This is a genomic window from Nocardiopsis camelliae (genome assembly GCF_028993595.1).
Taxonomy (GTDB): Bacteria; Actinomycetota; Actinomycetes; order Streptosporangiales; family Streptosporangiaceae; genus Nocardiopsis; species Nocardiopsis dassonvillei.
Genome location: NZ_CP118614.1, coordinates 752,119 through 768,604, shown reverse-complemented (window position 1 = coordinate 768,604; position 16,486 = coordinate 752,119). Strand labels below are relative to the sequence as shown.

Here is a 16,486-nt window from a genome sequence, read left to right as displayed (position 1 = left end):
TCTTCTCGTGGTTGATCTTGGCCGTTGCAGAGGTCATCGCTAGAACTCCAGCCCGCCCTCGCGCGCCGCGTCGGCGAGCTTGGCGATACGACCGGCGTACTGGTTGCCACCGCGGTCGAAGACGACCGAGGAGACACCGGCGGCCTTGGCGCGCTCGGCGATGAGCTGACCGACCTTGACGGACTTGTCGGACTTGGTGCCCTCGTCAACGCGCAGGTCGGCCTCGACGCTGGAGGCGGCGGCCAAGGTGTGACCCCTGGTGTCGTCGATGACCTGCGCGACGATGTGCTTGGAGGAGCGGAACACGGCCAGGCGCGGACGCTCGGCGGTACCCACGACCTTCTTGCGGACGCGGAACTGGCGGCGCGCACGGGAGGTGGCGCGCTTGGTGGTCCGCTTGCGGCTCACGGTGCTACCCATGCCTACTTACCAGCCTTTCCGGCCTTGCGGCGGATGTGCTCACCCTGGTACCGCACGCCCTTGGCCTTGTACGGGTCAGGCTTGCGCAGACCGCGGATGTTCGCGGCGACCTGGCCCACCAGCTGCTTGTCGATGCCCTCGACGTGGAGGATGGTCGGCTTCTCCACGCGGAAGCTGATGCCCGCGGGGGGCTCGACCACGACGGGGTGGCTGTAGCCCAGCGAGAACTCCAGGTTGGAGCCGCGGGCCTGGACGCGGTAACCCACACCGTGGATCTCCAGCGTCTTGGTGTAGCCCTTGGCCACGCCCTCGACGAGGTTGGCGATGAGCGCACGGGTCAGACCGTGCAGCGAGCGGTTCTCCGGCTTGTCGTCCGGACGCGCCACCGTGAAGACCCCGTCCTCCAGGGACACGGTGATCGGCTCGGCGACGGTGTGCTTCAGCTCGCCCTTCGGACCCTTGACGGTGACGTCCTGCCCGTTAATCGTGACTTCGACGCCCTTGGGGACCGAGAGCGGCAGTCGACCGATTCGCGACATGCTTCAATCTCTCCCTGTTACCAGACGTAGGCGAGGACTTCGCCGCCCACGCCACGCTTCTTGGCCTGCTTTTCGGTCATCAGGCCGCCGGACGTCGAAATGATCGCCACGCCGAGGCCACCCAGCACCCGCGGCAGGTTCTCCTTCTTGGCGTACACCCGCAGACCGGGCTTGGAGACCCGGCGGATGCCCGCGATGGAACGCTCCCGGGTGGGGCCGTACTTCAGGTCCAGGACGAGGTTCTGGCCCACGGGGGCCTCCTCGGTCCGCCAGCCCTGAATGAAGCCCTCCTGCTGGAGGATCTCGGCGATGTGCGCCTTGATCTTGGAATACGGCATCGCCACGGTGTCGTGGTAAGCCGAATTCGCGTTGCGCAGACGCGTGAGCATGTCTGCGATCGGGTCGGTCATCGTCATGGCCGACTGGCCCTTCCTCACCGCGGTTTCCGAGTGCGGGCTTTCCCAGAGCCTGCCCTTGCGCGGGTACTCCCGCGAAGGTGCACAAACGGACCTACGGCGTGGTCGTGGGCACCGCGGTCCCCTTCGGGACTGCCGTGCCCTGGTGGTTGGATGTTGCCGGACCGTGCCGCATCGTGCGGTCACGGACGCTGTTCGCGCCGAGGGTGGCGCTTCGGGGGGCCGACTCCGTGCACCCAGGGGTGGGCGAACGGTCGGCCCCGCCGGAAACTACCAGCTCGACTTGGTGATACCGGGCAGCTCGCCCCGGTGGGCCATCTCACGGAAGCAGATACGGCACAGGCCGAACTTCCGGAAGACGGCGCGCGGGCGGCCGCACCGCGAGCATCGAGTATACGCGCGAACGCCGAACTTCGGCTTCCGCTGCGACTTCGCGATCAGGGACTTCTTGGCCATGTGTGCTTACCCCTCAGGCTTCCTTGAACGGGAAACCGAGCCGCTTGAGCAGGCTGCGGCCCTGTTCGTCGGTCGTGGCGGTGGTGACGACCGTGATGTCCATCCCACGCTGCCGGTCGACCTTGTCCGGGTCCACCTCGTGGAACATGACCTGCTCGGTCAGCCCGAAGGTGTAGTTGCCGTTCCCGTCGAACTGCTTCGGGGACAGGCCACGGAAGTCCCGGATACGGGGCAGGGCCAGGGAGAGCAGCCGGTCGAGGAACTCCCACATCCGGTCGCCGCGCAGCGTGACGCTGGCGCCGATCGGCTGTCCCTCGCGCAGCTTGAACTGCGCGATGGAGTTCTTGGCCCGGTTGATCCGCGGCTTCTGGCCGGTGATCGCCGACAGGTCGGCGACCGCGCCCTGGATCAGCTTCGCGTCACGAGCCGCCTCGCCAACACCCATGTTGACCACGATCTTCGTCAGACCGGGGACCTGCATGATGTTGCCGATGCCGTGCTCCTCCTTGAGGGCGGCAACGATCTCGTTGCGGTACTTCTCCTTGAGCCGCGGCATCGGAGGGGCGGTGATGTCGTTGGTAACCGTCATCAGATGTCCTTACCGGTGCGGCGGGAGACGCGAACCTTGGTTCCGTCTTCCTCGAAGCGGTAGCCGACCCGGGTGGCCTTGCCGTCCTCCACGAGCGCGACGTTGCTCACGTGGATCGGGGCCTCCTTGGTGACGACCTCGCCCTGCTGGCCGCCCGCCGGGTTGGCCTTCCTGTGCTTCTTGACCAGGTTGACGCCCTCGACAACGACACGGTCTTCCTTCGGCAGGGCCTTGACGACCTTGCCGGTGGCACCCCGGTTCTTGCCGGCGAGAACGATGACCTCGTCGCCAGATTTGATCTTCATCGCTTAGAGCACCTCCGGCGCCAGCGAAATGATGCGCATGTACTTCTTGTCACGCAGCTCGCGGCCGACCGGGCCGAAGATGCGGGTGCCTCGCGGGTCCCCACCGTCCTTGATGAGCACGGCAGCGTTCTCATCGAAGCGGATGTAGGAGCCGTCGGGCCGGCGGCGCTCCTTGACGGTGCGCACGACAACGGCCTTGACGACGTCGCCCTTCTTGACTCCAGCGCCAGGCAGGGCGTCCTTCACCGTGGCGACGATGGTGTCGCCGATCCCGGCGTAGCGCCGACCCGAGCCACCGAGAACACGGATGGTAAGGATCTCCTTGGCACCCGTGTTGTCGGCGACCTTGAGTCGCGACTCCTGCTGAATCACGTCTGCTCCTGATGTGATGCGTGCGGTCCACTGCCGCACGGCTAGGTGGTCTCACCCCCGGGATCGGCGGCCGGCCCGGGGGCCGGCCGCCGACAGGCTGGGGTTACTTAGCCTTCTCCAGGATCTCCACGACGCGCCAGCGCTTGGTCGCGGAGAGCGGCCTGGTCTCCATCAGACGGACCAGGTCGCCCACGCCACAGGAGTTCGCCTCGTCGTGCGCCTTGTACTTGGACGTGCGACGGATGACCTTGCCGTACCTGGCGTGCGTGATGCGGTCCTCGACCTCGACGACGACGGTCTTGTCCATCTTGTCGCTGACGACGTAGCCCTCGCGCACCTTGCGGTAGTTGCGGGTCGCGGTCTGGTTCTCACTCATTCGGCTGCTTCCTTCTCCTGCGCCGACTCACCAGACAGCGGGGCGATACCCAGCTCGTGCTCACGCAGGATCGTGTAGATCCGGGCGATCTCGCGCTTGACGGTACGCAGTCGGCTGTGGTTGTCGAGCTGGCCGGTGGCGGCCTGGAAGCGGAGGTTGAACAGCTCTTCCTTGGCTTCCTTGAGCTTGGCGACCAGGTCCTCGACGGACTGGTCACGGAGCTCATGGGCAGTCACGGACTTGGCCATCACTCCCCCTCCCGCGTAACGAACTTGCACTTCATCGGGAGCTTGTGCATCGCACGGCGCATCGCCTCCTTGGCGATGGCCTCGGGCACGCCCGACAGCTCGAACATCACGCGACCGGGCTTGACCGGCGCGACCCACCACTCCGGGGAACCCTTACCGGAACCCATGCGGACCTCGGCGGGCTTCTTGGTCAGCGGGCGGTCCGGGAAGATGTTGATCCACACCTTGCCGCCACGCTTGATGTGACGCGTCATGGCGATACGAGCGGACTCGATCTGACGGTTCGTCACGTAGGCCGACTCCAGGGCCTGGATGCCGAACTCACCGAAAGTGACCGTCGTGCCGCCCTTGGCCTTGCCGCGCAGATCCGGGTGGTGCTGCTTGCGGTACTTGACCTTACGAGGAATAAGCACTGGTCAGCTCCCCTCGGACTTCGCGGACTCGGCCGGGGCCTTGGCCTCGGCGTTCTGCGGCTGGCCGCCACCGGCACCGCCGCGACGACGACGCTGGGGGCGTTCGCGGCGCTGACCGCCGCCACCGCCACCGCCGCCGGCGGAGCGCTGCGCGGCCTGGGCCGCCTCGCGCTCGGCGCGGGTGGCGGGCGCGTCACCCTTGTAGATCCAGACCTTCACACCGATGCGGCCGAAGGTCGTACGGGCCTCGAAGAAGCCGTAGTCGATGTCGGCGCGCAGGGTGTGCAGGGGCACACGGCCCTCGCGGTAGAACTCCGAGCGCGACATCTCAGCCCCGCCCAGGCGGCCACCGCACTGGATGCGGATGCCCTTGGCACCGCTCTTCATGGCGGTCTGCATGGCCTTGCGCATCGCGCGGCGGAAGGCCACGCGGCTGCTCAGCTGCTCGGCGACGCCCTGGGCGACGAGCTGCGCGTCGATCTCGGGGTTCTTGACCTCGAAGACGTTCAGCTGGACCTGCTTGCCGGTCAGCTTCTCCAGGTCGGTCCGGATGCGGTCGGCCTCGACGCCGCGGCGGCCGATGACGATGCCCGGCCGGGCGGTGTAGACGTCGACGCGGACGCGGTCACGGGTGCGCTCGATCTCCACCTTGGAGATGCCCGCGCGCTCCATGCCGCGGGTCAGCATCCGACGGATCGCGACGTCTTCCTTGACGTAGTCCTTGTAGGACTTGTCGGCGTACCAACGGCTCTTGAAGTCGGTGGTGACTCCGAGGCGGAACCCGTGCGGGTTTACCTTCTGCCCCACTATCGGGTCCTTTCCTTCGTCTTGGACGAGGCGCCCGAGCGCTCAGCGACGACCACGGTGATGTGGCTCGTGCGCTTGGTCACCCGGAAGGCGCGGCCGAAGCCTCGCGGACGAATGCGCTTCAGGGTCGGACCCTCGTCCACCCACGCGCCTTCGACCACCAGCGTCCCGCGGTCCAGCTTGTCGTTGTGCTCGGCGTTGGCGATGGCGCTAGCCAGCACCTTGCCAACGGGCTCGCTCGCCGACTGGGGCGCGAACCGGAGCACCGCCTGTGCCTCGTCAGCGGGCAACCCGCGAATAAGGTCCACCACCCGGCGGGCCTTTCGGGGCGTAACACGGACGAACCGTGCCTGTGCCCTCGTTCCCATCGCTTTTCCCTCGCTCACGGAAATTCATCTCCACTCACCGTGGAGAAATGGTTCTTTCTGCTGCTGCAACCGCTAACGGCGGCTACGGCGGTCTTCCTTGACGTGGCTGCGGAAAGTACGCGTGGGAGCGAACTCACCGAGCTTGTGGCCGACCATCGACTCGGACACGAACACGGGGACGTGCTTGCGGCCGTCGTGGACGGCGATCGTGTGACCGATCATCTCCGGAACGATCATGGACCGCCGGGACCACGTCTTGATGACGTTCTTGGTCCCCTTCTCGTTCTGCGACTCCACCTTCTTGATGAGGTGGTCGTCGACGAAGGGACCCTTCTTAAGGCTACGTGGCATCAGACGTGCTCCTTACCGCTTCTTCTTACCGCTACGCCGACGCCGCACGATGAGCTTGTCGCTGGCCTTGTTCTTGGCCCGGGTCCGGCCTTCCTTCTTACCCCAGGGGCTGACCGGGTGGCGGCCACCGGAGGTCTTGCCCTCACCACCACCGTGGGGGTGGTCGACCGGGTTCATCACGACACCGCGGACGGTCGGGCGCTTGCCCTTCCAGCGGGAGCGGCCGGCCTTGCCCCAGTTGATGTTGGACTGCTCGGCGTTGCCCACCTGGCCGACGGTGGCGCGGCAGGTGATCTCCACCATGCGCATCTCACCGGAGGGCATACGCAGCGTGGCGTACTTGCCCTCCTTGGCCAGGAGCTGGATCTGCGAGCCCGCGGAGCGGCCCAGCTTGGCGCCGCCGCCCGGCTTCAGCTCGACCGCGTGCACGAACGTACCCGTGGGGATGTTGCGCAGCGGGAGGCAGTTGCCGGGCTTGATGTCGGACTGCGGACCGTTCTCGACCCGGTCGCCCTGCTTGAGGCCGGCCGGAGCCAGGATGTAGCGCTTCTCGCCGTCCACGTAGTGGAGCAGCGCGATGCGCGCGGTGCGGTTCGGGTCGTACTCGATGTGGGCGACCTTGGCCGGCACGCCGTCCTTGTCGTGACGACGGAAGTCGATCACGCGGTAGGCGCGCTTGTGGCCACCGCCCTGGTGGCGGGCGGTGATGCGGCCGTGGCCGTTGCGACCGCCCTTGGAGTGGAGCGGACGCACCAGGGACTTCTCGGGCTCCGAGCGCGTGATCTCGACGAAGTCGCTCACGCTGGAGCCGCGACGACCCGGTGTCGTCGGCTTGTACTTACGAATGCCCATCTTCTTCGCGCATTCCTTTACGTGTTGCTTGGTGTGTAGCGGTCAGACCCGGGAGAGGTCAGACACCGAAGATGTCGATCCGGTCGCCCTCGGCGACACTGACGATCGCGCGCTTGGTGTCGGGACGCTTCCCGTAACCGAAGCGGGTGCGCTTGCGCTTGCCCTTGCGGTTGATCGTGTTCACGCTCGTGACCTTCACCTCGAAGATCTTCTCGATCGCGATCTTGATCTGGGTCTTGTTGGCGTCCGGGCGGACGATGAACGTGTACTTGTTCTCGTCCATGAGCCCGTAGCTCTTCTCGGAGATCACCGGCTCGACGATGATGTCCCGGTGGTCGGCGATCCTCACTGGTCGTCCTCCTCGGACTGCGCGGCCTTGGAGGCACCGGCCGCGTGGGCCAGGAACTCGGCGTAGCCCGCCTCGGTGAAGACCACGTCGTCCGAGTAGAGGACGTCGTAGGTGTTCACCTGGTCCGCGTCGAGGATGTGCACCTCTTCGACGTTGCGCAGGGCGCGCCGGTTGTGCTCGTCGTCGCGGGCCAGCACCACCAGGACCTTGTCGGACTCGGTGACCTGGCGCAGCGCCTTCAGAGCGGTCTTGGTGAACTTGCTCTCCAGGTCCTCGGCCACGAACTGGCTGACGACGTGGATGCGGCCGTGGCGCGCCCGGTCCGAGAGGGCTCCGCGCAGGGCGGCGGCCTTCATCTTCTTGGGGGTGCGCTGGCTGTAGTCGCGCGGCTGGGGTCCGTGGACCGTGCCGCCGCCGGTGTACTGCGGGGCGCGGATGGAACCCTGGCGGGCCCGGCCCGTGCCCTTCTGGCGGTAGGGCTTCTTGCCACCGCCGCGGACGTCGCCGCGGGTCTTGGTGGCGTGCGTGCCCTGACGGCCAGCGGCGAGCTGGGCGTTCACGACCTGGTGGATCAGCGGGATGCTGACCTGCTGGGCGAAGACGCTGTCCGGCAGCTCGACGCTGCCCTTGGCGCCGCCCTCAAGGTTCTTGACCTCGATCTGGGCCATGGCTTACTTGTCCCCCTTCACAGCGGTGCGGACGAGCACCAGACCGCCGTTGGGACCGGGGACGGCACCCTTGACCAGGATGAGCCCCTTCTCCGCGTCGACGGAGTGAACGGTCAGGTTCTGGACGGTCTTGCGCACGTTGCCCATGCGACCGGCCATCCGCATGCCCTTGAACACGCGGCCGGGCGTGGCGCAGCCGCCGATGGAACCGGGCGAGCGGTGCTTGCGCTGGGTACCGTGCGAGGCGGAGAGGCCGCGGAAACCGTGGCGCTTCATCACACCCGCGAAGCCCTTGCCCTTGCTCTTGCCCGTGACGTCGACCTTCTGGCCGGTCTCGAAGCTGTCCGCGGTGACCTCCTGGCCGAGCGTGTACTCGGTGGCGTCGGTCGTGCGGACCTCGACGTAGTGGCGGCGCGGGGTCAGGTCGTGGCTGCGCAGGTAGTCGCCGAGCGGCTTGTTGACCTTGCGCGGGTTGATCTGCCCGTAGCCGAGCTGGATGGCGGAGTAGCCATCGGTGTCCGGAGTCCGGATGCGGCTCACGACGCACGGACCGGCCTTCAGAACCGTCACGGGCACCATCTTGCCCGCGTCGTCGAAGACCTGGGTCATGCCGAGCTTTTCGCCCAGAACTCCCTTGATCTGCTTGGTGGCCATGTCTGTGCGTCCTTAAAGCTTGATCTCGATGTCAACGCCCGCCGGGAGGTCGAGTCGCATGAGCGAGTCGACCGTCTTCGGCGTGGGGTCGATGATGTCGATCAGCCGCTTGTGCGTGCGCATCTCGAAGTGCTCGCGCGAGTCCTTGTACTTGTGCGGCGATCGGATGACGCAGTAAACGTTCTTCTCCGTCGGCAGCGGCACCGGGCCCGCGACCTGTGCGCCAGTTCGCGTCACAGTCTCGACGATCTTGCGAGCCGAGCTGTCGATGACCTCGTGGTCATAGGCCTTTAGCCGAATGCGGATCTTCTGTCCCGCCATGTGGCCTGTTCGTCCTTCGCTTCAGTGTCCGTAACGGTGAGCTGTTCCCGGTCACAGACGCCCAGGCCCGGCGGATCCGCCGTTGTAGCCGTGAGCCCCTATTCCCTTGAGAAACCGCAACAGGGCTTGCCCCTGCGGTGCGTCACCGTCACAGAGCCCGATGACGTCTTGTGTGCTGGTGGGCGGGCCGTGGACCCACGGCCCGCCCACCACGGCGGGGACGGCTCCGAAGGGGCCGCCCCCGCACGGGTACTACTTGAGGATCTTCGTGACGCGACCCGCGCCCACGGTCCGGCCACCCTCGCGGATGGCGAACTTCAGGCCGTCCTCCATCGCGACGGGCTGGATGAGCTGGACGGTCATCTCGGTGTTGTCACCGGGCATGACCATCTCGGTGCCCTCCGGCAGCGTCACGACGCCGGTGACGTCCGTGGTGCGGAAGTAGAACTGCGGGCGGTAGTTGTTGAAGAACGGCGTGTGGCGGCCACCCTCGTCCTTGGACAGGATGACGACCTGGGCCTCGAACTCGGTGTGCGGGGTGGTCGTGCCGGGCTTGATGACGACCTGGCCGCGCTCGACGTCCTCGCGCTTGATGCCGCGCAGGAGCAGACCGACGTTGTCGCCGGCCTGGCCCTGGTCGAGCAGCTTGCGGAACATCTCGACACCGGTGACCGTGGTGGTCTGCTTCTCGTCCTTGATACCGACGATGTCGACGGTCTCGTTGACGTTGACGATGCCGCGCTCGATGCGGCCGGTGACGACGGTGCCGCGACCGGTGATCGAGAAGACGTCCTCGATCGGCATGAGGAAGGGCTTGTCGGTGTCACGCTCGGGCTCGGGGATGAACTGGTCCACGGTGCCCATGAGCTCCAGGACGGACTTGCCCCACTCCTCGTCGCCCTCCAGCGCCTTGAGCGCGGAGACCTTGGTGACGGGGACGTCGTCGCCGGGGAACTCGTACTCGCTGAGGAGCTCACGGACCTCGAGCTCGACGAGCTCGAAGATCTCCTCGTCGTCCACCATGTCGGCCTTGTTCAGGGCCACCACGATGTAGGGCACGCCGACCTGGCGGGCCAGGAGCACGTGCTCCTTGGTCTGCGGCATCGGGCCGTCGGTGGCGGCCACGACCAGGATGGCGCCGTCCATCTGCGCCGCACCGGTGATCATGTTCTTCACGTAGTCCGCGTGACCGGGGCAGTCGACGTGGGCGTAGTGACGCGCCTCGGTCTGGTACTCGACGTGGGCGACGGAGATGGTGATACCGCGCTCGCGCTCCTCAGGAGCGTTGTCGATGTCCTCGAACGGAGTGAACGGGTTCAGCTCCGGGTACGCGTCGTGCAGCACCTTGGTGATGGCCGCGGTCAGCGTGGTCTTGCCGTGGTCGATGTGACCGATGGTGCCGATGTTGACGTGCGGCTTAGTCCGCTCGAACTTTGCTTTCGCCACTGGATGTCTCCTAGACGTACAGAGCTGTCTGGTGCTCGCTCCCCGCGTGGACGGGGAGCGGGCTGGTTACGTGTTCGCGACTATTCGCCGCGGACCTTCGCCACAATTTCTTGGGCGACAGCGGACGGAACCTCCGCGTAGGAGTCGAACACCATCGAGTAGTTGGCTCGACCCTGCGTGCGGCTGCGCAGGTCACCCACGTAGCCGAACATTTCGGAGAGGGGCACCTGGGCCTTGACGATACGGACGCCGGAACGCTCGTCCATGGACTGGATCTGTCCACGGCGGGAGTTCAGGTCGCCGATCACGTCACCCATGTACTCCTCGGGAGTGGTGACCTCGACAGCCATGACCGGCTCCAGGAGAGTCGGCTTGGCCAGCTTGACCGCCTCCTTGAAGGCGATCGAACCGGCGGTCTTGAAGGCCATCTCGGAGGAGTCGACCTCGTGGTACTGGCCGTCCTGGAGCGTCACCTTGACGCCGACGAGCGGGTAGTGCGCGAGCACGCCCAGCTCGGCGGCCTCCTGGCAGCCGGCGTCGACCGAGGGGATGTACTCCCTCGGGATGCGGCCACCGGTGACGGCGTTGACGAACTCGTAGCCCGAGGCGTCGCCGCTCTCGGTCTCCAGGGGCTCGACGTCGATCTTGACCTTGGCGAACTGGCCCGACCCACCGGTCTGCTTCTTGTGGGTGTAGACGTGCCCCTCGACCTTCTTGCGAATGGTCTCGCGGTAGGCCACCTGCGGCTTGCCGATGTTCGCCTCGACCTTGAACTCGTCGCGCATGCGGTTGACGAGCACCTCGAGGTGCAGCTCGCCCATGCCCGAGATCACGGTCTGACCGGTCTGGTCGTCCGTGGCGACCTGGAACGAGGGGTCCTCGTCCGCGAGGCGCTGGATCGCGATGCCCAGCTTCTCCTGGTCGCTCTTGGTCTTGGGCTCGATGGCCACCTCGATGACCGGAGCCGGGAAGGTCATGGACTCCAGGACGATCGGGTTCGCCTGGTCGCACAGGGTCTCACCGGTCGTGGTGTCCTTGAGGCCCATGACGGCGACGATGTCGCCGGCGCCGACCTCGGAGATCTCCTCGCGCTTGTTGGAGTGCATGCGGTAGATCTTGCCGATGCGCTCCTTGCGGCCCTTGAGGCTGTTGAGCACCTGGGTGCCCGCCTGGAGAACGCCGGAGTAGACGCGCACGTAGGTCAGCTTGCCCAGGTGCGGGTCGCTCATGATCTTGAAGACCAGAGCCGACAGCGGCTCGTCGTTGCTCGGCTTGCGGACGAGCTTGGTCTCCTCGGTCTCGTCCTTGGGGTCGTGGCCCTCGACGCCCTCGACGTCCAGCGGCGAGGGGAGGTAGGCGGTGACCGCGTCGAGCAGGGGCTGCACGCCCTTGTTCTTGAACGCGGTGCCGCACACGACCGGGACGGCCGTACCGGCGATGGTCGCGCGGCGGATCGCGGGGACGAGCTGCTCCACGGTGGGCTCCTGGCCCTCCAGGTACATCTCCATGATCTCGTCGTCGGCCTCGGCCAGCGTCTCGATGAACTGGTCGCGGGCCTCGCGGGCGGCGTCGGCGTGGCTCTCGGGGATGTCGACGGTGTCGTACATCTCGCCGAGCGCGGCCTCGTCGTTCCAGACGTAGGCCTTCATGCGGACGAGGTCGATGACGCCCTTGAAGTCGCTCTCGGCGCCGATGTTGAGCTGGATCGGCATGGCGTTGGCGCCGAGGCGCTCACGGAACATGTCGACACAGCGCTGGAACTCGGCGCCGATCTTGTCCATCTTGTTGACGAAGCAGATACGCGGGACGCCGTAGCGGTCCGCCTGGCGCCAGACCTGCTCCGACTGGGGCTCAACGCCCTCCTTGGCGTCGAAGACCGCGACGGCACCGTCGAGCACACGCAGCGACCGCTCGACCTCGACCGTGAAGTCGACGTGGCCGGGCGTGTCGATGATGTTGATGGTGTGGTCGTCCCAGTGGGTGGTGGTAGCAGCCGAGGTAATGGTGATACCCCGCTCCTGCTCCTCCTTCATCCAGTCCATCGTGGCAGCGCCATCGTGGACCTCGCCCACCTTGTGGGTCACACCGGTGTAGTAGAGGATCCGCTCAGTCGTCGTGGTCTTACCAGCGTCGATGTGAGCCATGATCCCGATGTTGCGGACCTTGGCCAGGTCAAGAACAGTTTTGGCAGCCATGAGGCTCGTCGTCCCTCGGTCTGTTTCGAACCCGCCGGAATTACCAGCGGTAGTGCGCGAAGGCCTTGTTCGACTCGGCCATCTTGTGCGTGTCCTCACGCTTCTTGACAGCCGCGCCGAGACCGTTGCTGGCGTCGACCAGCTCGTTCATCAGACGCTCGGTCATGGTCTTCTCACGGCGCTGGCGCGCGTAGGAGACCAGCCAGCGCAGGGCCAGCGTGGTGGACCGGGAGGCGCGAACCTCGACCGGCACCTGGTAGGTCGCGCCGCCGACGCGGCGGCTGCGGACCTCGAGCGCGGGCTTGACGTTGTCCAGTCCCCGCTTCAGGACGACGAGCGGGTCCTGGCCGGTCTTCTCGCGAGCGCCCTCCAGGGCGTCGTAGACGACGCTCTGGGCGATGGAGCGCTTGCCGTCGAGCAGCACCTTGTTGATCAGTGCGGTGACGAGCGGCGAGCCGTAGACCGGGTCGGTGATGAGCTGGCGCTTCGGCGCCGGGCCCTTGCGCGGCATGCTTACTTCTCCTTCTTGGCGCCGTAACGGCTACGCGCCTGCTTGCGGTTACGGACACCCTGCGTGTCGAGCGAGCCGCGCACGATGCGGTAACGGACACCCGGCAGGTCCTTCACACGGCCACCGCGCACGAGCACGATGCTGTGCTCCTGGAGGTTGTGGCCGATGCCGGGGATGTAGGCCGTGACCTCGATCTGGCTGCTCAGCTTGACTCGGGCGACCTTGCGCAGAGCGGAGTTCGGCTTCTTGGGCGTGGTGGTGTAGACACGAGTGCACACACCACGACGCTGCGGACTCCCCTTCAGCGCCGGGGTCTTGTTCTTTGCGACCTTGTCCTGTCGGCCCTTGCGGACCAGCTGCTGGATGGTGGGCACCGCGTCTCCGTCTTCCTCGTGACCTACGCCGGTTCTCGTAGCCGATATCGCTATTGACCTGCTGGATTTCCCGAACCTCCCCGACCCCCGATGTCGGGCGTGTCGCGTTCGTTCCCGCGCATGGCGAAAACGAGTTCACACCCGACCGAGAGGCCGAATCATGGGAGGGGGTTCACATGCGCCGCGCACCGTAGGTCCTCGTCTGCGGAACCGGGCGCCGCACTCGCATGTGCGACCCGTCGACTCACGGGCACAATCACACAGGCTACCGCTTGCCGTCAGGACGGTCAAAACGGTGTGCGACATGACGGGAACCGTCGGGACGGATCCTCGCTCAGCCGTGGGTCGCCACCATTCTACGCGGTCCTGCGGCTGCTCGGCCCCGCTTCTGCGAGAGCGCGGCCGAAGGCTGACGGCCGCCTCCCCGGGACGATTGTCCCCGAGAGGCGGCCGTCGCGCTACAGGACCAGCCAGAGGGCGACGGAGATCACCGTCACCAGGATGCCCACGACGGCGAAGACCGTTCCGGTCGTGATCAGGCCGAGGCCGTCGAGCTGTCCGCGGGACTCGCGGATCGCCCTCTTGGCCTTGGGCCCGGTGACCAGCAGGGCCAGGACGGCCGTGACCAGTCCCACGCCGGGCAGCAGCGAGGCCACGCCCAGCCACAGGGTGAGCGTCGCTCCCCGCTCGGTGTCGGCGAGGAAGTCGATGCTGTCGTAGCCGGGGTAGGCGTCACCGGCCTCGCCGCCCAGGGGGCGGTCGCCGAAGCCGGGGAACTCCTCGGCGATCGGGTCCTTGCGGCGCCTGCTGCGTCCCGCCGGGGCGGCGGGCATGCCGTAGTCGGCCGGGGTGAACCCGTCCTCGTACTCGGAGTCGTCCCGGTCGCGACGCTCGTCACCGTGTGGCTCGGGGTCGTCGTCGTAGCCGTACTCCGGCTCCGGCAGGTCCGCGTCCCCGTCGCGGCCGTACTCCGGCCCCTCCTGGTCGTACTCCGGCCCGTCGGGGTCGTCGTCGTAGCGGTCGTAGTCCGCTTCGCCGTCCCCGCGGCGGTCGTCGCGCCGGTACTCGTCGTCGTCCGCCCAGCCCCCCTCTCCGGCCAGGGCGCGGGCGTCGAACATCTGGGTGGCCCCGCCGGGGTCCTCCAGCGGGTCCTGCTCTCTGGAGCGGGCGCGCGACTGCATGTCGGCGATCGCACCCAGCGGGTCGTCCGCGCCGGGGACCGCCGCGGAGAGCTCACCGGTGTCGGGCCCTCCCCAGTCGACGGTCTCGGCCCGTCCGGACGAGGACTCCCTGCGGCGCTGCTCCGCCTCGCGGACCACGTCCGGCAGCCGGGGGTCGTTGCGGTCGAACGCCCACGTGTTGCCGCTGCCGCTGCCCAGCCCGGAGGGCGAGAGTTCGTCGCCGTACCCGTCGCCCCACGAGCCGCCGGAGCCCGCGCCGGGCCGGTCGTCGGTGCGGCCGGAGGGCGCCCAGGCGTCCGGGGCGTCGGCGCCCGCGGGGGCGCTGTCGGCGCCCCCGAAGTCGCCGCCGAGTTCGTCGTCGTCCCAGGAGCGGCCGCGTGCGCGGTCTCCCCCGAGGGGGTCGTCGCCGTAGGGGCGGTCGTCCCAGGCTTCGGCGGCGCGCTCGCCGGTCCCGTGCCGGGGGGCGCGGTCGTCCAGGAGCCGGTCCGCCGGGGCTCCGTCGTCCCAGGAACCGCCGTCGGGTCCGGGCACGTCGGTCCAGGAGGCCTGGCCGCGCTCCCGGTCGGGAGCGTCGTCGTCCCAGCCGGAGGAGGCGCGGGTGTCGTCCTCCCAGGGCCGGCCGCCCCGGTCAGCGGTCCACGGACCCCGGTCGCCCACGGGGTCGGGGCCCCAGGGCTGGTCGGTGGCGGAGGAGGGCCGCGTCTCCCACGACGCGGGGCCCAGGCCGTCGTCGGCCGCGTCACGTCCGCGGCCCGGAGCGTTGTCGTCCCACGGCTGGCCGGACGCGCCGGCAGCCGGGGACTCCCACGACGCGGGGCCCAGACCGTCGTCGAGCGGGTCGCGCGTACCGCCCGCGGGGGCGTCTTCCCAGGGCTGGGCGCCCCGGTCGGCGTTCCAGGCGCCGGGGGCGTCGGCGGAGCCGGTGTCCCAGGGCCGGGCGTCCTCCACCGGACCGCCGCTGCCGGAGGCGTCGGCGTCCCAGGAGGAGGGGGAACGGGTTTCGTCCTCCCAGGGACGGGCGGCGGGGGCCGGGACGTCCCACGAGGCCGTGCCGAGGCCGTCGTCGAGCGGATCGCGCCGGTCGGCGACCGGAGCGTCCTCCCACGGCTGACCACCGGACACACCGGAAGAGGGTGCCTCGTCCCACGGCTGACCACCGGACGCGGCGGAGGAGGGAGTCTCCCACGACGCGGGGCCCAGGCCGTCGTCGGAGGTGTCCCGGGCACGGGCCGGGGCGTCGTCCCACGGCTGGCCGAGGGCGGACGAGGACGGGGTGTCCCAGGGCCGGGACCCGTCGGCCGAACCGCTCTCAACGGAACCACCGGTTCCGGGGGAGTCCGACCACGGGGCCGACGCACCGCGGTCGTCCCCGCCGGCGGGGACTTCGGCGTCCCAGGATGAGGGAGAGCGCGTGTCGTCCTCCCAGGGACGGGCGGCGGGGGCCGGGACGTCCCACGAGGCCGTGCCGAGGCCGTCGTCGAGCGGATCGCGCCGGTCGGCGACCGGAGCGTCCTCCCACGGCTGACCACCGGACACACCGGAGGAGGGCGCCTCGTCCCACGGCTGACCACCGGACGCGGCGGAAGGGGGAGCATCGTCCCACGGCTGACCGGACGCGCCGGAGGAAGGAGCCTCGTTCCACGGCTGACCACCGGACACACCGGAAGAGGGTGCCTCGTCCCACGGCTGACCGGACGCGCCGGGGGACGGGGCGTCCCAGGACGGCGCGCCCCGGTCCTCGTCCACCGGTGCGCCGGGAGCCCACGGCTGTTCGGCGGCGGAGCCGGGCGCGGAGGAGGGCTCGTCCCGGAGCTGCCCGGCGTCCGGGGCGTCCCGGTCGTCCAGCGCGGGGAACTCCTGGGTCCGGGGACCGTCGGACCATGCCTCGGGCCGGTCGGTGTCCCGCTCCGACGGGAGCGGCACCTGGGCGCTGGCCGCGACGCTCGGCAGGGAGGGCTCCTCGGCCTCTCCCGGAACCCTGGTCAGCGGCTGGTAGGCCGCGGACCCGGCGCCCGGGTAGGAGATGCCGTGGGAGGCGGGGGGCGGCGGTCCGCCCAGCGCCTCCGGGTAGGGCTCCACCATCGCCGGGCGGGACGAGCTCAGCCCCGCGTACCCCCCGCTGTCCGGGAAGACCGTGTCAGCGGTCCCCTCCGATTCGAGCGGGTCCTGGTAGTCCGACTGTGTGCGATAGCGGTTCTCGCTCGGCTTGAACCACGAGTCCTCCGCGTCGGAGTCCCGCCGTTCGCCCCCGTTGTCAGTCACCTGTGCCTCTCCC

Annotated in this window: 23 protein-coding genes; all 23 read right to left on the bottom strand. The window is 68.4% G+C overall.

The features are described from left to right. Nucleotides 1-39: 39 nt before the first annotated feature. A complete protein-coding gene (rplR, locus tag PV789_RS03650; RefSeq protein ID WP_047869964.1) occupies nt 40-420 on the bottom strand; it encodes a 50S ribosomal protein L18 in 381 nt (126 codons plus the stop codon). 2 nt (nt 421-422) lie between these two features. Beyond that, entirely contained in the window at nt 423-959 is a 537-nt protein-coding gene (gene rplF / locus PV789_RS03645; RefSeq protein ID WP_274976138.1) for a 50S ribosomal protein L6, read from the bottom strand. Between the two features lie 17 nt (nt 960-976). After that, the gene (rpsH, locus tag PV789_RS03640; protein ID WP_013156125.1) at nt 977-1,375 is read right to left on the bottom strand and encodes a 30S ribosomal protein S8; all 399 of its coding nucleotides are present in this window, start codon (nt 1,373-1,375) and stop codon (nt 977-979) included. Between the two features lie 270 nt (nt 1,376-1,645). Next, nucleotides 1,646-1,831 carry a type Z 30S ribosomal protein S14 gene (locus tag PV789_RS03635; RefSeq protein WP_013156124.1) on the bottom strand — a complete coding sequence of 62 codons (186 nt, stop codon included), beginning with the start codon at nt 1,829-1,831 and terminating at the stop codon, nt 1,646-1,648. 13 nt (nt 1,832-1,844) lie between these two features. Further along, the gene (gene rplE / locus PV789_RS03630; RefSeq protein WP_047869962.1) at nt 1,845-2,420 is read right to left on the bottom strand and encodes a 50S ribosomal protein L5; all 576 of its coding nucleotides are present in this window, start codon (nt 2,418-2,420) and stop codon (nt 1,845-1,847) included. After that, nucleotides 2,420-2,725, bottom strand: coding sequence for a 50S ribosomal protein L24 (gene rplX, locus PV789_RS03625; protein ID WP_013156122.1), 306 nt, complete (start codon nt 2,723-2,725; stop codon nt 2,420-2,422). The genes rplE and rplX overlap by 1 nt, the downstream gene beginning before the upstream one ends. A gap of 3 nt (nt 2,726-2,728) precedes the next feature. Then, nucleotides 2,729-3,097, bottom strand: a complete 369-nt coding sequence (gene rplN / locus PV789_RS03620; RefSeq protein ID WP_013156121.1) for a 50S ribosomal protein L14 — start codon at nt 3,095-3,097, stop codon at nt 2,729-2,731. Between the two features lie 103 nt (nt 3,098-3,200). Continuing rightward, nucleotides 3,201-3,473, bottom strand: coding sequence for a 30S ribosomal protein S17 (gene rpsQ / locus PV789_RS03615; protein WP_013156120.1), 273 nt, complete (start codon nt 3,471-3,473; stop codon nt 3,201-3,203). Beyond that, nucleotides 3,470-3,721: a 50S ribosomal protein L29 gene (rpmC, locus tag PV789_RS03610; RefSeq protein ID WP_013156119.1), complete on the bottom strand. Its 252-nt coding sequence runs from the start codon at nt 3,719-3,721 to the stop codon at nt 3,470-3,472. Before rpmC ends, rpsQ begins: the two co-directional genes overlap by 4 nt. Beyond that, on the bottom strand, nt 3,721-4,134 hold the full coding sequence (rplP, locus tag PV789_RS03605) for a 50S ribosomal protein L16 (protein WP_013156118.1): 414 nt from the start codon (nt 4,132-4,134) through the stop codon (nt 3,721-3,723). The genes rpmC and rplP overlap by 1 nt, the downstream gene beginning before the upstream one ends. Nucleotides 4,135-4,137: 3 nt before the next feature. Then, nucleotides 4,138-4,941 (bottom strand): 30S ribosomal protein S3, encoded by an 804-nt coding sequence (gene rpsC, locus PV789_RS03600; RefSeq protein ID WP_047869961.1) that lies wholly within the window; start codon nt 4,939-4,941, stop codon nt 4,138-4,140. After that, a complete protein-coding gene (gene rplV / locus PV789_RS03595) occupies nt 4,941-5,309 on the bottom strand; it encodes a 50S ribosomal protein L22 (RefSeq protein WP_017567302.1) in 369 nt (122 codons plus the stop codon). Before rplV ends, rpsC begins: the two co-directional genes overlap by 1 nt. 72 nt (nt 5,310-5,381) lie before the next feature. Beyond that, entirely contained in the window at nt 5,382-5,660 is a 279-nt protein-coding gene (rpsS, locus tag PV789_RS03590) for a 30S ribosomal protein S19 (RefSeq protein WP_013156115.1), read from the bottom strand. A gap of 12 nt (nt 5,661-5,672) precedes the next feature. Then, the gene (rplB, locus tag PV789_RS03585) at nt 5,673-6,512 is read right to left on the bottom strand and encodes a 50S ribosomal protein L2 (RefSeq protein WP_013156114.1); all 840 of its coding nucleotides are present in this window, start codon (nt 6,510-6,512) and stop codon (nt 5,673-5,675) included. A gap of 58 nt (nt 6,513-6,570) precedes the next feature. Then, the gene (gene rplW / locus PV789_RS03580; protein WP_013156113.1) at nt 6,571-6,861 is read right to left on the bottom strand and encodes a 50S ribosomal protein L23; all 291 of its coding nucleotides are present in this window, start codon (nt 6,859-6,861) and stop codon (nt 6,571-6,573) included. Further along, the gene (gene rplD, locus PV789_RS03575) at nt 6,858-7,529 is read right to left on the bottom strand and encodes a 50S ribosomal protein L4 (protein ID WP_047869959.1); all 672 of its coding nucleotides are present in this window, start codon (nt 7,527-7,529) and stop codon (nt 6,858-6,860) included. Before rplD ends, rplW begins: the two co-directional genes overlap by 4 nt. A gap of 3 nt (nt 7,530-7,532) precedes the next feature. Then, a complete protein-coding gene (gene rplC, locus PV789_RS03570) occupies nt 7,533-8,183 on the bottom strand; it encodes a 50S ribosomal protein L3 (RefSeq protein WP_019610094.1) in 651 nt (216 codons plus the stop codon). A gap of 12 nt (nt 8,184-8,195) precedes the next feature. Further along, nucleotides 8,196-8,504 carry a 30S ribosomal protein S10 gene (gene rpsJ, locus PV789_RS03565; RefSeq protein WP_013156110.1) on the bottom strand — a complete coding sequence of 103 codons (309 nt, stop codon included), beginning with the start codon at nt 8,502-8,504 and terminating at the stop codon, nt 8,196-8,198. A 252-nt stretch (nt 8,505-8,756) separates the two neighbouring features. Then, a complete protein-coding gene (gene tuf, locus PV789_RS03560; protein WP_212641596.1) occupies nt 8,757-9,950 on the bottom strand; it encodes an elongation factor Tu in 1,194 nt (397 codons plus the stop codon). An 80-nt stretch (nt 9,951-10,030) separates the two neighbouring features. Next, nucleotides 10,031-12,145, bottom strand: a complete 2,115-nt coding sequence (gene fusA / locus PV789_RS03555; RefSeq protein WP_274976137.1) for an elongation factor G — start codon at nt 12,143-12,145, stop codon at nt 10,031-10,033. A gap of 40 nt (nt 12,146-12,185) precedes the next feature. Continuing rightward, nucleotides 12,186-12,656, bottom strand: coding sequence for a 30S ribosomal protein S7 (gene rpsG / locus PV789_RS03550; RefSeq protein ID WP_013156107.1), 471 nt, complete (start codon nt 12,654-12,656; stop codon nt 12,186-12,188). Between the two features lie 2 nt (nt 12,657-12,658). Beyond that, entirely contained in the window at nt 12,659-13,030 is a 372-nt protein-coding gene (gene rpsL, locus PV789_RS03545) for a 30S ribosomal protein S12 (RefSeq protein WP_013156106.1), read from the bottom strand. A gap of 458 nt (nt 13,031-13,488) precedes the next feature. After that, nucleotides 13,489-16,473 carry a hypothetical protein gene (locus tag PV789_RS03540; RefSeq protein WP_274976136.1) on the bottom strand — a complete coding sequence of 995 codons (2,985 nt, stop codon included), beginning with the start codon at nt 16,471-16,473 and terminating at the stop codon, nt 13,489-13,491. Nucleotides 16,474-16,486 lie beyond the last annotated feature (13 nt).